The sequence below is a fragment of the Clostridium isatidis genome (assembly GCF_002285495.1).
In the GTDB taxonomy this organism is placed as follows: domain Bacteria; phylum Bacillota; class Clostridia; order Clostridiales; family Clostridiaceae; genus Clostridium; species Clostridium isatidis.
In genome coordinates, this window is the sequence record NZ_CP016786.1 from 705,337 (window position 1) to 721,636 (window position 16,300).

At 29.2% G+C, this 16,300-nt stretch carries 15 protein-coding genes; all 15 read left to right on the forward strand.

Annotated features, from left to right (window positions below):
* Window positions 1–15 precede the first annotated feature (15 nt).
* The 15 genes from BEN51_RS03335 (at window position 16) to tgt (ending at window position 16,275) form a co-directional block, all read left to right on the forward strand.
* Window positions 16–1,431 (forward strand): aminotransferase class I/II-fold pyridoxal phosphate-dependent enzyme, encoded by a 1,416-nt coding sequence (locus tag BEN51_RS03335; protein WP_207652797.1) that lies wholly within the window; start codon window positions 16–18, stop codon window positions 1,429–1,431.
* Between the two features lie 35 nt (window positions 1,432–1,466).
* Window positions 1,467–3,404 carry a [FeFe] hydrogenase, group A gene (locus BEN51_RS03340; protein WP_119864676.1) on the forward strand — a complete coding sequence of 646 codons (1,938 nt, stop codon included), beginning with the start codon at window positions 1,467–1,469 and terminating at the stop codon, window positions 3,402–3,404.
* 157 nt (window positions 3,405–3,561) lie between these two features.
* On the forward strand, window positions 3,562–4,398 hold the full coding sequence (locus tag BEN51_RS03345; RefSeq protein ID WP_119864677.1) for a pyridoxamine kinase: 837 nt from the start codon (window positions 3,562–3,564) through the stop codon (window positions 4,396–4,398).
* Complete coding sequence (locus BEN51_RS03350) at window positions 4,388–4,915, forward strand: TIGR04002 family protein (protein WP_119864678.1); 528 nt, start codon at window positions 4,388–4,390, stop codon at window positions 4,913–4,915. Before BEN51_RS03345 ends, BEN51_RS03350 begins: the two co-directional genes overlap by 11 nt.
* 22 nt (window positions 4,916–4,937) lie before the next feature.
* On the forward strand, window positions 4,938–6,362 hold the full coding sequence (gene lexA / locus BEN51_RS03355) for a transcriptional repressor LexA (protein ID WP_119864679.1): 1,425 nt from the start codon (window positions 4,938–4,940) through the stop codon (window positions 6,360–6,362).
* 68 nt (window positions 6,363–6,430) lie between these two features.
* Entirely contained in the window at window positions 6,431–6,637 is a 207-nt protein-coding gene (locus tag BEN51_RS03360; RefSeq protein ID WP_119864680.1) for a hypothetical protein, read from the forward strand.
* A 23-nt stretch (window positions 6,638–6,660) separates the two neighbouring features.
* Window positions 6,661–7,272 (forward strand): DNA-3-methyladenine glycosylase, encoded by a 612-nt coding sequence (locus BEN51_RS03365; protein ID WP_119864681.1) that lies wholly within the window; start codon window positions 6,661–6,663, stop codon window positions 7,270–7,272.
* Between the two features lie 68 nt (window positions 7,273–7,340).
* Window positions 7,341–7,721 (forward strand): hypothetical protein, encoded by a 381-nt coding sequence (locus BEN51_RS03370; protein WP_119864682.1) that lies wholly within the window; start codon window positions 7,341–7,343, stop codon window positions 7,719–7,721.
* 148 nt (window positions 7,722–7,869) lie between these two features.
* Window positions 7,870–10,083: a stage V sporulation protein D gene (locus tag BEN51_RS03375; RefSeq protein WP_119864683.1), complete on the forward strand. Its 2,214-nt coding sequence runs from the start codon at window positions 7,870–7,872 to the stop codon at window positions 10,081–10,083.
* Window positions 10,084–10,098: 15 nt separating this feature from the next.
* Window positions 10,099–11,232: a stage V sporulation protein E gene (gene spoVE, locus BEN51_RS03380; protein WP_119864684.1), complete on the forward strand. Its 1,134-nt coding sequence runs from the start codon at window positions 10,099–10,101 to the stop codon at window positions 11,230–11,232.
* Between the two features lie 96 nt (window positions 11,233–11,328).
* Window positions 11,329–12,195, forward strand: coding sequence for a DegV family protein (locus BEN51_RS03385; protein ID WP_119864685.1), 867 nt, complete (start codon window positions 11,329–11,331; stop codon window positions 12,193–12,195).
* Between the two features lie 223 nt (window positions 12,196–12,418).
* On the forward strand, window positions 12,419–13,024 hold the full coding sequence (gene ruvA, locus BEN51_RS03390; RefSeq protein ID WP_119864686.1) for a Holliday junction branch migration protein RuvA: 606 nt from the start codon (window positions 12,419–12,421) through the stop codon (window positions 13,022–13,024).
* A gap of 10 nt (window positions 13,025–13,034) precedes the next feature.
* Window positions 13,035–14,063, forward strand: a complete 1,029-nt coding sequence (gene ruvB / locus BEN51_RS03395) for a Holliday junction branch migration DNA helicase RuvB (protein ID WP_119864687.1) — start codon at window positions 13,035–13,037, stop codon at window positions 14,061–14,063.
* 16 nt (window positions 14,064–14,079) lie between these two features.
* Entirely contained in the window at window positions 14,080–15,108 is a 1,029-nt protein-coding gene (queA, locus tag BEN51_RS03400; RefSeq protein WP_119864688.1) for a tRNA preQ1(34) S-adenosylmethionine ribosyltransferase-isomerase QueA, read from the forward strand.
* Window positions 15,109–15,126: 18 nt separating this feature from the next.
* Window positions 15,127–16,275: a tRNA guanosine(34) transglycosylase Tgt gene (gene tgt, locus BEN51_RS03405; protein WP_119864689.1), complete on the forward strand. Its 1,149-nt coding sequence runs from the start codon at window positions 15,127–15,129 to the stop codon at window positions 16,273–16,275.
* Window positions 16,276–16,300: the final 25 nt, after the last annotated feature.

Genomic DNA, 16,300 nt, shown 5'->3' on the forward strand with positions numbered 1-16,300 from the left:
GACAAGGAGACTATTATGATTAAAGCGCCATTATTAGAAACTCTAATAAACTATCATAAAGAAAATAATTTGATTTTATCTATGCCTGGAAATAAATGTGGTAAGGCTTTTTTAAGAGATGAAATAGGAAGGGACTTTCTCAAAAAACTTGGTTACTTAGATATTACAGAAGTTGATCCTTTAGATAATCTACATCAACCAGAAGGTGTTATTAAAGAGGCTCAGGAATTATTAGCTAAAACTTATAAGGTTAATAAAGCTTTTTTTGTTGTAAATGGAAGTACAGCAGGAAATTTGGCTGCAATTTTTTCAGCTTTTAATGAAGGGGATGAAGTTTTAGTAGAAAGAAATTGCCATAAATCAATATACAATGCTTTAATATTAAGAAAATTAAAGGTAATTTATATTGATGTGGTAATTGATAATGAAAATGAAATTTTCCTTCCACCAACAGAAAAAGAAATTGAAAAAGCATTAAATTCTTCTAATAATCCTAAGGGAATAATATTAACTAGTCCGAATTATTTTGGTATCAAGTATAATATTGATGATTATCTAATAAATCTTAAGAAAAAAGGATTAAAAATAATAATTGATAGTGCCCATGGTGCTCATTTTGGCATAAATAAAAAGCTTCCTAAATCCTTAGCCAGCTTGGGTGATTATGTTGTGATGAGTGCTCATAAAACCTTGCCAAGTTTAACCCAAGGCTCTTTTCTTTTGGTAAATGATAAAGAAGAAAATTTAGAATTTTATTTAAGAGCCTTTATGACTACATCTCCCTCTTATTTAATAATGGCTTCATTAGATTATTCAAGATATTATTTAGATAAGTATGGAGATGAAGATTATAATATACTTATAAATTTAGCTGAAAAATATAAAGTTAAAATAAATAAGTTAGGAAAGGTTATTGTTTTAGATAAAGAGGATTTAATACCAAAATACGAAATAGATAAAACTAGATATTTATTAATTACAAAAGATGGGTATTGTGGACATAAATTGTTTGAATATTTAAGAAAAAATAATATTCAAAGTGAAATGAGCTTTTCAAAAGGAGTAGTATTAATTTTTTCTCCTTCAAATTCTGAAGAAGATTTTGAAAAACTTTACCTTGCTTTAAAGAATTTGAATTTAAATGATATAAAAACTAATGAAAAAAAACTTAATTATACAAGGATTGTAAATACAAAAGTCTTAGAACCTTATGAAGTATTTAATTTTAAAGCTGAACATTTAGAACTAAATGCCTCTGTAGGTAAAGTAGCGAAAGAAGAAATAATACCATATCCTCCAGGCATACCAATAGTATGCAGAGGAGAAATAATTAGTGAAGAAGCTATTAATATAGTTAGGAATTATATTAAAAATAATTTGACAGTGTTAGGTATAGAAAATAATAAAATTAAAGTTATTAAAGATAATTAATATATTATTTAAAATATGCAATTTGGGAGGAAAATATGGCAAGTTCAAAACAAACTATATTACAAAGTACTTTTGGTTCAATATTTACAGTAATTGGGCAGAAGGAGTTAGAAAAAACTATTGGTAATAATAAAAATTTAGTAGCTGTTTCTGGTAGAGTTAATAATCCAAGTATAGTTGAACTAAAGGAAGGTATGACTTTAAGAGATGTAATAAATGAAGCAGGAGGAATGATTAATAAGAAGCCTTTTAAATGTGCTCAATTAGGTTTTCCTTTTAGTACCTTTGTAAGCAAATATAAATTAGATGCACCATTAGATTTAGAAGTATTTACTAAAAGTATGTATAAAAATATTATAGTATTATCTGATGATGATTGTATTATTCAGTTTGGTAAATACTATATTGAATACCTTCTAGGTAATATGGCAGAAGGACTATGTCCTGATTATGAGGACTCTAGATATGAAATAGAGAGAATTTGGAGAATATTTGACAGAATAAGTAAAGGAAAAGCTAATTTAAGGGATATATATTTATTAAGACAGCTAGGAAGTACTTTAAAAGAGCGAATAAAACAAGATAAAAATATTACTCTAGAAATAATTGAGAATTTTTATGAAGAAATTGAAGAACATATTGAGGAACATAAGTGTTATGCAGGGGAATGTCCTCAGCTTACAAAACTTAGAATAACAGACAAATGTATAGGCTGTCATGCCTGCACAAGAGTTTGTCCTGTGGATTGTATTTCAGGTAAAATAAAAGAAAAACATTTTATAGATACTGATAGATGCACTCATTGTGGCCAATGTACGGTAGTTTGCCCTGTTTCTGCTATTACAGAAGGTGATAATACATTTAAATTTTTAAGAGATTTATCGACACCTGGAAAAATAGTAATTGCACAAATAGCACCAGCAGTAAGGGTAACTATTGGAGAAGCTTTTGGCTACGAACCAGGAGAAAATTTAGAAAAGAAATTAGTAGCAGCTCTTAAAAGGCTAGGAGTTGATTATGTTTTTGACACTTCTTGGGCTGCAGATTTAACAATTATGGAGGAAGCTGCAGAACTTCAAAATAGACTTGAAAGATATTTCAATGGAGATGATTCTGTAAAGCTTCCGTTACTAACTTCTTGCTGTCCATCTTGGGTAAAGTTCATTGAACAAAATTATCCTGATATGTTAGATGTTCCATCTACAGCTAAATCTCCTATGCAAATGTTTGCCACTATTGCAAAAGATATTTGGGCAAAGGAGAAAGGCTATAAAAGAGATATAGTTACTTCTGTAGCAATAATGCCTTGTGTTGCAAAGAAATATGAAGCCTCTAGACCAGAGTTTTCTAGAGGAGATAACTATGATACAGATTATGTTATAACTACAAGGGAACTAATAAAAATATTAAAGCAATCCAACATTGATTTAAAAGAATTAGAAGATGAGGAATTGGATAACCCATTATCAGAATATAGTGGTGCTGGTGTAATCTTTGGAAGGACTGGTGGAGTTATTGAAGCAGCAACAAGAACAGCCCTTGAAAAAATGACAGGTAAAAGAATAGAAAATATAGAGTTTACTTCCTTAAGAGGATGGGAAGGCTTTAGAAGCTGTGAGTTAAATGTAGAAGATATCAATTTAAAAATAGGTGTAGCCCATGGTTTAAAAGAAGCAGGAAAGATGCTTGATAAGATAAGAAATGGTGAAGAATTCTATCATGCCATAGAAATTATGGCTTGTAATGGTGGTTGTATAGGTGGTGGTGGACAGCCAAAACCTAAAAAGAGAAAAGAAACCATTATTAAAAGAGGAGAAGGATTAAATAATATTGATAGTAATCTAAAAATAAGAAGATCTCATGAAAATGAATCGGTTTTAAAAATTTATGAAAAATATCTAGATTATCCATTAAGTGCAAAAGCACATGAATTAATTCATACAAAATATTTTCCAAAATTAAAGAAATATTAATGTGTTAGTTTTCAGATTTCAGTTTTCAAGTTTCAGTTGAGGGATAAACTCCTTAACTGAAAACTGAAGACTGAAAATTGAAAACTTTTTTGATAGACAATTTTTCTTAAAGGGGTTATTATATTATTAAAAAAATTATAGTAGGTGTTTTATTATTATGAATGCAGTTAAAAAAGTAGCAGTAATAAATGATTTGTCTGGAATAGGAAGATGTTCTTTAACAGCAGCAATTCCAATATTATCAGCATTAGGGGTGCAGTGTTGCCCTTTTCCTACGGCAGTATTATCCTGCCAAACAGGATATAATGATTTTACATTTTTAGATATAACAGAAGAAATGTATAAATATAAAAAGGCTTGGGATAAATTAAAGGTAAAATTCGACTGTATATATAGCGGTTTTTTAGGTTCAGAAGATCAAATAAATATAGTCTATGAATTTGCAAAAGAACATAAGGAAGCTTTAATAGTAATTGATCCAGTAATGGGGGATGATGGTTGTATTTATGATACTTTTACCGAAAATATGGGGAATAGAATGAAAGAGTTAATAAAAGTTGCTGATATTGTTACTCCAAACTTAACAGAAGCTTGTTTATTAACTGGCCGTAAATATAATAAATACAATACTTCTGATGAAGAACTTTTATATATGGCGAAGGAAATAGCTAAATTAGGTCCTAAGATTATTATTATTACAGGCATAGTTAGAAATGATAAAATGTATAATTTTGTATATGATATAGAAAGTGATAAGTATTTCTTAACAGGAAAGGAATTTATAAATAAATCCTTCAGTGGTACAGGAGATACCTTTGCATCAATTTTAATAGGTTTACTCTTAAATAATCATAATTTGAAGTATTCAATTGAAAAAGCAGCAGAATTTTTATATAAAGCAATAAAACATACCCACGATCTTAATACTGATCCTAGAGAAGGAATATTATTTGAAATACTTTTAAAGGAGTTGATATTAATAAATGAAAAATAATATAAAAAATAAAACAAGATATTTAGTTTTAACCGCAGTATTTGCTGCCTTTATTTGTATATCGATAGTGTTTTTGCCAAGAATACCGACAGGATTTAATGGAGGATATATTCATTTAGGAGATATAATAATTTATTTATCTGCTGTCTTTTTACCTCTTCCATATGGAATGGCAGCAGCAGCTATTGGAGCAGGTTTATCAGATATCATGGCAGGGGCTGCAGTTTGGGCAGTTCCGACTGTAATAATAAAAGCAAGCATGGTTACCTTTTTTACATCCAAAGAAGCTATAATATTAAGTAAAAGAAATAAAAAAGCAGTTATTATTGCTGGAATTACTGGTTGGTTAGGCTATTATATTGCTGGTTCAATTATAGCAGGAAACTTTGTTGCTCCCTTAGCAACCCTTCCTATTGAAGCCCTTCAACCGATTAGCAGCGGATTAATTTTTCTACTTATAGCTCATTACTTGGATAAAATAAAAATAAAAGAGAGAGTTTTGAATGAGTATAAATAAACAAAGGATAAGGGGTGATTAAATGGAACTATCAAAAGTTCAAAAAAGATTTGTTAATTATAGGATTTCTGGATATCAACTTTTAAAAGGTAAAGAAGGCACAGGAAAAAGCACCTCTTTAGTATATAAAGCATTAAATTTAGAAAATAATTATTGTTTGTATAATGAAGATAAAATATTATTTGTTAATTCAGATTATAATAAAAACAATATTAGTAAATTATTATATAATAACGAAAAAAATAAGGAGCATTTTTACTCCTTATTTTCCTTAAATAAAGAGAGAACGGATATTTTATCAATAAAAGACATAATTTCCACATATTCCGAGGCTTATAAAAGAGAAAAAGGACTGTCATTGAAATTTATTAGTAATGAAGAAGAAAATGATATATTTAATAGTTTGAAAGAAAAAATCGAAAATTTATTAAATGGCTACAAGTTTTACAAGAAAACTACTATGTCCTATATATATAATGAAGTGTTATGGATAAAATCATCTAACTTTTCTAAAGAAGAATATTTAAATGTAGATAGAAAAGGAAGAGCAATAAGTATTAAAAGAAATTCAAAATTAAGAGAAGCCATATATAAAATTAAAGAAATATATAATGATAAGCTTTTAGATCAAAAATTGATGGACAAGTTTGACGCTGTATTATTTGCGCTTTCATATGTTAAGAGCAAAAATGGTATGTATAGTCATATTATATTAGATGATATTGAGCAATATACTAAGGCAGAAATAGATTTAATAAGGGCTTTATATAATGAGAAGAATTATTCATCTTTTATATTTTCTTTAAACAGCGAATTAGAAGGGAAAGAAAATTCATGGATTGTTAAAGGAAAAAGTCTATCTTCTTTAGGAATAGACACAAAAGGAAGGACCTTTAATTATAAATTAAATTTAGGGGGAAATAAGAAAAAAATAATTGATACTATAGAAAAATATCAGTATATTAATTTAAAAAATAACAGCATTATAGATTTTAAAATAGATTCTGCATCAAATGAAAAAGAGATATTTTTAGAAGATAATATTACATATAACGAAGAAGAAATAAAGGATATACCTATGTATTCAAATATTGCAGCAGGTAGTCCTATTGAAATGACTGAAAATATAGAAGGTGATTTTCATCTACCAGAAAGCTGGCTTGAAAGAGGAAAGGAAATTTTTATTTTAAAAGTAAAAGGAGATTCCATGGTAGAAAAAAATATTCTAAATGGTGATTTTGTAGTTATAAAAAGACAGAGTTATGCAAATCATAATGATATAGTAGCAGCGAGTTTAGATCATGAAGCTACTTTAAAAACATTAAAATTAAATGGAGAATATCCTATATTAATGCCAGCTAATAATGCTTATCCTTCCATTCCTATAGTAGGTAGAGATCTTACTATTTTAGGTGTTGCTATTGGAATAATAAAAAATAAGCAATAAAATTAAAATAGTTAACATAATATGACAATCCCTTGAATATATAATATTGTATATAAGGAGGGGTTGTAATGAATGGTGAAACATTAGAGAGTATTAAAAGAAAAATACAAGAAAATATAAATTATGCGAAAGAAAATAATTTAAAAAAAGTATCTGCAATAATGATATTTCAACAAGAAAATACAAAAATGGAAGTTCTATCTTGGCTTATTATGGAAGGCTATAAAGTATCTTTAAAAAGAGAAGAAGCTGATATTCTTACAATAGAGTGGTAATAATAAATATTGGAGAGGAACAAATGATTATTGAGCAAGAATTCTATAGAAAGAGTACTTTAGAAGTAGCAAGAAATCTTTTGGGACAATATTTGATAAGAGAAATTAATGGAATAAAGATAAAATCAATAATAGTAGAAACCGAAGCGTATATTGGCTCTTTAGATAAGGCTTGTCATGGTTATAATTACAAAAAAACGGAAAGAACCAAACCTTTATTTGAAGATGGAGGAATATCTTATGTATATTTTATCTATGGATTATATAACTGCTTTAATATTGTAACCTCAATTAAAGGAGAGCCAGAAGCTGTATTAATAAGGGCAGTTGAACCTTTAGATAATTTAGATTATATTTCACATTTAAGATATAAGAGAAAATACAATGAATTAACTAAAAATCAAATTAAGAATTTAACAAATGGACCTTCTAAGCTATGCCTTGCATTAGATATTACAAGAAAAGATAACTATAAACCATTATATATAGGAAAAGAAATATATTTAGAATACAATAAAGAAAGAAACTTTGAAATAGTTGAAACTAAAAGGGTAGGAATAGATTATGCTGAAGAAGCGAAAGACTTTCTGTGGAGATATTATATAAAAGATAATCCATTTGTTTCAAAAAAATAATTTTTAAATTTTGATTGAATATTTATCAAATTTAAGAAAAAACTATTAGTAGAATGGAGGTAATTTTTATGAAAATAAAAAGAATTTTACTAGTAGTTTTTTCTTTACTTTTTATTAGTATAATTATAATCGGTGCATATGATGATAAATCTTCTAGAGGAAAGGGCTTGGTTTTTATGGGAGAAATTATAGAGATAACTAAAAATGAGAAAGGGGAAATTATTTCGTTAACAGTAGATGGATATTTAAAAGGAAAGGAAGTAATGAAGACTAAGCTTGTTACTTTATTAAATGAAAATACTAAAATTATGAATTCTTCTTTTGATAAAAAAGAAGATATTATTATAGAGTTAGGGGACATAGTATCCATGAGGGTAGATGAAAAAGTGACCCAAATATATCCACCAGAAACTGTAGCAAAGAGAATATTTATTACTAAGAATAAATAGATATTTTCAAGAAATACCATTATAATAATAAAGGAGGACAATTATGGATGAAAATTGTCTATTAATTAAATAGTATTTTACAGAATATATATTATTTTATTTTTTTGGACAACCTCTTATGGCAATTTATAATTATGGGGGATAGGTTATGAAAAAAAGAAATATCGGAAGAAAAAGTAATGTAAATATTAAAAATAATAAAAGCAGCAATATTAAAAGACAAAGAGCCTTAATTAGCAGTTTGATAATATCTTCTTTATTACTATTCCTTATAGTAAGATTAATCTATGTTATGATTTATAAAGGTGAGGAATATAAGGAAATGGCTAAAGGGCAATGGAAATCTCAAGTAAACGTTGAGGCGAGAAGAGGAGATATTAAAGATAGAAATGGAACTATATTAGCAACTTCAATAGATGTATATAGAGTGGATTTAGATTTAGATGCTATAGATATTCATTTAGAAGATGAGGAGGTAACAATTGAAGAGTTAGCAGGGCAGTTATCAGAAGCGTCAGGAGTTCCTTATGATGAGGTGATGAAAAAGCTTAATCCAGAGGATAAAGAGAATAGAACTAGTACCCTAATTACTGGAATAGAAAAAGATGTAGCGGATAAAATTAGAGAGTTAGGAATTTATGGAGTTGTTATTTCAATTAGTCCTAAAAGATACTATCCTAACAACAATTTCCTTGCTCATGTCTTAGGAAGTGTTAATTCAGATAATGTTGGATTAAATGGCGTTGAGCTGGAATATGACAGTGAGTTAACCGGTACAGATGGTTATAAAATAGCTGAAGTTGATGGTAGTTTTAGTGAGCTTCCCTATCAAACAATACAATATTCTAGTCCTATTGATGGAAAAGATATTAATCTAACAATTGATGAGAATATACAGCTTATTGCTGAAAAAGTTGCAGAAAAGGGACTTGAAGAACATAAAGCTACAGGAGTTGGGATAATTGTGACCAATCCTAACAATGGTGAAATATTGGCAATGGTAAATAAACCAGACTTTAATCCTAATACACCTTATGAGGATTATGAAAATTTTAAGGGAGAAACAGAATCTGAAAAATTGGAAAATATGTTTAGAAATAATGCTATAAGCGATTCTTTTGAACCTGGATCAACTTTTAAGAACATTACTATTGCAGCAGCCCTTGAGGAAGGTCTTGTAACTGAAAATGATACTTTTTACTGTGGAGGATATTTACAATTTGGATCAACTAAAATAAAATGTTGGAATTTAACTGGCCATGGGACACAAACTTTAGCGGAAATTCTGCAAAATTCTTGTAATGTTGGTTTTATGGAGTTAGGTGCGAAGTTAGGTAATGCCAAAATGAAGGAATATATAGATAAGTTTGGATTTGGAATGGCAACAGGAATAGATCTTCCTGGAGAAACTGAAGGAATTGTTAAATCAGTAAGTGATATGAGTGAAATGGATTTGGCAACAATTGCTTTTGGACAAACAAATACAGCTAGCAATATTCAAATTATTCAAGCTTTTAATGCTATTGCAAATGGAGGGAAATTGATTCAGCCTCATATTGTTAGAGAAATTACTCATGATGAAATAAATGGCACTAAGGTAATAGATGAAGAATTTAAACCAGCTATAAAAGAAAATGTTATATCAGAAGAAACAGCAAATACAGTAAGATTATTTTTAGAAAGAACTATAAATCAAGGGCCAACACTTGGTGCTTTTATGGGTGAAGAGAGAAGGGTTGGAGGTAAAACGGGAACAGCTCAAAAACCAGATCTTATAAATGGAGGATATTCTCCAGATAAATATATTGCTTCAATAGTAGCTTTATATCCGGTGGAAAAACCAGAAATGACAATATTTATTAAAGTAGAAGATCCAAGCACAGGTATTTATTATGGTGGACAAGTTGCGACACCACTAGCAAAGGAACTTTTATCTGAATTATTTGTTTATATGGATTCACAAGTTTATAAAGAAAGATATACAGAAAAAGATAAGGTGGTTGTACCTGAAGTTAGAGGAAAGTCTATTAAAGAAGCAGAAGCAATTTTAAAAGAAAATAATTTAAAAATAGAAATAGAGAGTAATAATTCAAAGGTAGTAAATATGGCGCCATATCCAGGAGCATTAGTAGAAGCTGGATCATTAGTAAGTGTAAATGTAGAAGATATAACAAAAGATATAAGTAAAATAATTATGCCAAATTTAGTGGGCAAAACTTTAGAGGAAGCAACTCAAATATTAAATAAAATAGGTATTAAAGAGTATAAGATAAATGGAGAAGGAATAGTTTCCAGTCAAAGTGTAATTGCTGGTAAATTAATTGACAAGAAAACCACTGTTAAATTAGATTTGAAAAGTTAGATAGTAGGAGATAATATGGATAAAAAAAGAAAGATAAATTCGAAAAAAAAGAAAAATAATATGAAAAACATAGATTATGGATTACTTTGCGTTATTTTTCTACTATTATTTGTAGGAATAATAATGGTTTACTCTTCAAGCTCTTACTATGCTCTTTATGAAAAAAATAGTCCAGAATATTTCTTTTTTAAAGAAATTCTTTGGACTGGTGTAGGAATCTGTGCCATGTTATTTACAATGGCTATTGATTATCATTATTATAAAAAAATTACTGGACAAATGTTTATTATTACACTTATTTTTCTAGTTTTAGTATTGTTTATTGGTGCAGAAGTTAACGGAGCAAGAAGATGGATTAGGCTTGGACCTTTATCCTTCCAGCCATCAGAATTAGCAAAATATGTACTTGTGATTTACTTAGCGAAACAGTTAGATAGAAAAAATAGTAATATTAATAAATTCTTTAAAGGTGTAGTCTTATATTTGGGTATTTCTGCCGTTTTTGCTGGTTTAGTATTGTTAGAAAAAAATTTAAGTATTACGGCTATAATAATGATAGTAGCGGTTATAATGGTATTTGTTGGTGGAGCAAAAGTTTCTCATCTTCTTCCTATATTTCCGGCAGGTCTTTTAGCCGGTGTAGCATTAATTTTTGTTGCACCATATAGATTAAAAAGATTGACATCCTTTATGAATCCTTGGGCAGATCCTTCAGGGGATAGTTATCAATTAATTCAATCTATATATGCCTTAGGATCGGGAGGATTATTTGGAGTTGGTTTAGGCAACTCAAGACAAAAAGCATTGTTTATGCCAGAACCCCATAATGATTTTATCTTTGCCATCCTTGGTGAGGAATTTGGTTTTATAGGTTGTATTTTAGTAATTTTATTGTTTATGTATTTGATTTATAAAGGAGTATATGTAGCGGTTAAGGCTAAAGATAATTATGGATTTTTATTAGCAACAGGAATAGTTTCTATAATATCAATACAAGCTGTAATAAATATAGCTGTTGTATCTGGTTCAATGCCTGTTACAGGTGTTCCGCTGCCTCTTATTAGTTATGGAGGAACTTCCCTAGTAATTAATTTATTGGCTTTGGGAATATTGCTGAATATTTCAAGGCAAAGTAAAAATGCAAAATAAATAAAAGCTTTTAATAAAGTTGAATTATTTTATATAAAATGATAGAGTATAAATATTAATTAGATATTTTTATATTTTGGAATTGGAGTGATTGTTATGAAGACAGTTATTATGACAGATTCATGCTGCGATTTACCTTTAAGTTTTGTAAAAGAAAATAATATAGACGTTATATCATTAGGAATTAATATAGATTCAAAATATTATAGTGATGATTTAGGTCAAAGTATTAATATTAAGGAGTTTTATGATAAACTAAGAAGTGGAATTATGCCTACAACATCTCAGGCAAATGCCTTTTCCTATGAGGAAAGATTTAAAAAGCATGTTGAAGAAGGAAAGGCAGTAATATATATAGGCTTCTCTTCTGCTTTAAGTGGCAGCGTAAATAGTGCAAGAATAGCAATGGAGAATGTTAAGGATGAATATGATAAGGCTGATATTACAATTATAGATAGTAAAAGCGCTTCTTTGGGCTTAGGTTTATTGGTGTATAAGGCTGTAGAAATGCTTAAACAAGGAGCTTCTAAAGATGAAATAGTTAGTTGGGTAGAAGATAATAAATTAAAGCTTAATCATTGGTTTACAGTTGATGATTTAAATCATTTAAAAAGAGGTGGAAGAGTATCTGGAACTGTAGCTGCAGTCGGTACCTTATTAGGAATTAAGCCTGTATTACATGTTGATAATGAAGGAAGACTAGTTCCTGTATCAAAGGTTAAAGGAAGAAAAAAATCAATTAAAGTATTACAAGAGACAATTAAAGAAAGAATAGTAAATCCAGAAGAACAAGTGATTTTTATTAGTCATGGTGATTGCTTAGAAGAAGCGGAATATTTAAGGAGATTAATAACAGATGAAGTTAAGGTTAAAGATGTAATCATTAACAATGTAGGACCAACAATAGGAACTCATTCTGGACCTGGAACGATAGCATTATTTTTCCTTGGTAAGGAAAGATAATATAATTTATAATGTACAGTTAAGGAAATAATTCAGCGTAGCTGAATTATAAGAATTATTCTTAAAAGTAAGAAAATCGAGGAATACCTCGATTTTCTTATTTCATTCTTAATTTAGCATTACGAAATATGAATTGTGAATTGGTTTTGTTGAATTCTTTTTTGTAAAATGATAAAGTATAAGGTAGGTTAAAATAAAGCTTGGCATTGGAGGGAGTAGTTGTATGTATGAATACATATGTGGGAAATATAAAGGTATCAATAAAGACTATATTATTGTTGAAAATAATGGAATAGGTTATAAAATATACACTTCAGGAGCAACTATGTCATCAATGCCTAAAATTGATGAAGATATTATGCTTTATCTAGAGCAAATAGTAAGGGAAGATTTTATAGGACTTTATGGATTTGATACGAGAGAAGAACTTGATATGTTTAAGTTACTTCTGACAATCAATGGAGTTGGAGCAAAAGCGGCCTTATCATTACTATCGATAAGTAGAATCAATAATTTAAAATATGCAATTATGATGGGTGACGAAAAACATCTTTGCAAAGCTCCAGGAATAGGAAAAAAGACAGCTGCAAGAATTATATTAGAATTAAAGGATAAAATTAAAAAGGAAGACCTTACAGAAGGGATTTCTAAGTTAGATAATAATCAAAATGAAAGGGATATTGATACAAATATTATTGCAGAAGCTTTAGGAGCATTATTAGCTTTAGGATATTCTGAAAAAGAAGCTGAAGCAGCTATAAAGAAAGTTAATAAGGAAGACACTTTAGAAAATATTATTAAGAGTTGTCTAAAAGTTCTTATGGGATAGAGGTGGGATTATGGAGAGAATAATAACACCGATAGAATTGTGGGAAGATAGCAATAGCTTAAGTTTAAGACCCACAAGTTTAAAAGAATATATTGGTCAAGAAAAAGTAAAAAAAAGATTAGATATTTTTATAAAAGCAGCTAAAAGTAGAAATGAAGCTTTAGATCATGTTCTTTTATATGGACCGCCTGGCTTAGGAAAAACCACATTAGCAAATATCATAGCTACAGAAATGAAAGGTGAACTTAAAGTTACTTCTGGACCAGCTATTGAAAGGGCTGGTGATTTAGCAGCAATATTAACAACCTTAAATAATAATGATGTTTTATTTATTGATGAAATACATAGATTAAATAGAAGTGTAGAGGAAATACTCTATCCTGCTATGGAAGATTATGTTTTAGATATAGTAATTGGAAAAGGTGCAGCAGCAAAATCAATAAGGCTTGATTTACCTAAGTTTACACTTATAGGAGCAACAACGAGAATTGGTATGCTTACATCGCCTCTTAGAGACAGATTTGGGGTATTATGTGACATGCAGTACTATACTGTTGAAGAATTAAAAGAAATTATTATAAGATCTTCTTTTGTTTTAAATTGCAATATTACAGAAGAAGGAGCATATGAAATAGCTAAAAGGTCTAGAGGTACACCAAGAATAGCAAATAGATTATTAAAAAGAGTAAGAGATTATGCTCAGGTATATTCAGATTCTTTAATTACTACTAAGGAAGCTAATGAGGCATTAAACCTTTTAGAAGTCGATAATATGGGCTTTGATAGAGTGGATAATAAAATATTAGAAGCAATAATAGATAATTTTAATGGAGGTCCAGTTGGAATAGAAACATTATCATATTTTATTGGGGAAGAATTAGGAACTGTAGAAGATGTATATGAACCTTATTTACTTCAAACAGGCTTTATAGTTAGAACTGCCAGAGGAAGAGTAGCAACTGACAAGGCATATAAACATTTAGGAAGAATAAAAAATAGTAATCAAGAAAAAATTGGGGAACAACAAAAATTATTTTAATCAGTAGGAGAAGTTTATGAAAGTAAGTGAGTTTAATTTTTATTTACCAGAAGAGCTAATAGCTCAGCATCCATTAAAAGAAAGAGATGCATCTAGACTAATGGTTTTAGATAAAAAAAATGGGAAAATAGAACATAAAAAATTTCATGATATTATAGATTATTTAAACCCTGGAGATACTCTTGTTTTAAATAATACAAGAGTATTACCAGCTAGACTTATTGGAGAAAAAGAATCAACAGGAGGAAAGATAGAATTCCTATTATTGAAGAGAATTGAAGGAGATAAGTGGGAATGTTTAGCTAAACCAGGTAAAAGAGCTAAAATAGGTACTATTTTTACTTTTGGAAATGGTAGATTAAAATGTGAAGTTGTAGATATAGCTGAAGAAGGAAATAGAATTATAGAATTTAGTTATGATGGAATTTTTGAAGAAGTTTTAGATGAACTTGGAGAAATGCCATTGCCTCCATATATAACAGAAAGACTTGAAGACAAAGAAAGATATCAAACTGTCTATTCAAAAGAGGAAGGTTCAGCGGCAGCCCCTACAGCTGGTTTACATTTTACAGAAAAATTATTAAATGATATAAAAAACAAGGGAATTAACATAGCTTATTTAACTTTACATGTAGGTCTTGGAACCTTTAGACCAGTAAAGGTTGAAGATACTGATGATCATATTATGCATTCTGAATTTTATCAATTAGATGAGGAAAATGCAAAGATAATCAACGAAACTAAAAAGAGAGGAAATAAAATAATTTCAGTTGGAACCACTTCCACAAGAACTTTGGAAACAATAGGAGATGAAAATGGCTTTGTAAGGGCACAAAATGGATGGACTGATATATTCATCTATCCTGGATATAAGTTTAAAGTAGTTGATCAGCTTATAACAAATTTTCATTTGCCAGAATCAACCCTTATAATGCTTGTTTCAGCTTTAGCTGGTAAAGAAAATATTTTGAGAGCCTATAATGAGGCTGTTAAAGAAAGATATAGATTCTTCTCCTTTGGAGATGCAATGTTTATTAAGGAATAAAGTTTGGAGGAAGGAATATTGAGTAAAAAAAGATATACTTTATTAAAAAAAGACGGCAAAGCAAGAAGAGGAAGATTTGAAACTCCTCATGGAACAATAGAAACGCCAGTATTTATGAATGTTGGAACTTTAGCTGTTATTAAAGGTGCGGTTTCTACTATGGATTTAAAGGAAATTGGCTGTCAAGTTGAGTTATCAAATACATATCATTTACATTTAAGACCATCTGACAAGGTAGTTTATAAATTAGGTGGATTACATAAATTTATGAATTGGGATAGGCCAATATTAACAGATTCAGGCGGATTTCAAGTGTTTTCCCTTTCTAATATTAGAAAAATAAAGGAAGAAGGGGTATATTTTAATTCACATATTGATGGTAGAAAAGTATTTATGGGACCAGAAGAATCTATGCAAATACAAAGTAACTTAGCTTCTACGATTGCAATGGCCTTTGACGAATGTATACCTAATCCCTCGACTAGGGAGTATGTTGAAAAATCTGTTGCTAGAACTACAAGATGGCTTGAAAGATGTAAAGCAGAATTAGATAGATTGAATTCCTTGGATGAAACAATTAATAAAGAACAAATGTTATTTGGTATAAACCAGGGAGGATGTTATGAGGATATAAGAATAGAACATGCTAAAATAATAGCTAAGATGGATTTAGATGGTTATGCTATTGGGGGGTTAGCTGTTGGTGAAACTCATGAGGAGATGTACAGAATTATTGATGCTGTAGTACCTCATTTACCTGAAGATAAACCAATTTACTTAATGGGGGTTGGAACACCAGAAAATATATTGGAAGCAGTAGATAGAGGCGTTGATTTCTTCGATTGTGTTTTACCTGCAAGAAATGGAAGACATGGTCATGTTTTTACCAAAAATGGTAAAATCAATCTTATGAATGCAAAGTTTGAATTAGATACAAGACCAATTGATGAGGGGTGTCAATGTCCGACTTGTAGAAGTTATACAAGAGCTTATATTAGACATTTATTTAAAGCAAAGGAAATGTTAGCGATGAGATTATGTGTTCTTCACAATCTTTATTTCTATAATAAACTTATGGAAGATATAAGAACTGCCATTGAAAATGGTAACTTTAGTGAGTTTAAAGAGCAAAGGCTTAGAGAATGGAAGAGCGGAGATTGTAAGTAACAAGTTAATTGCAAGAAGTAAAAAG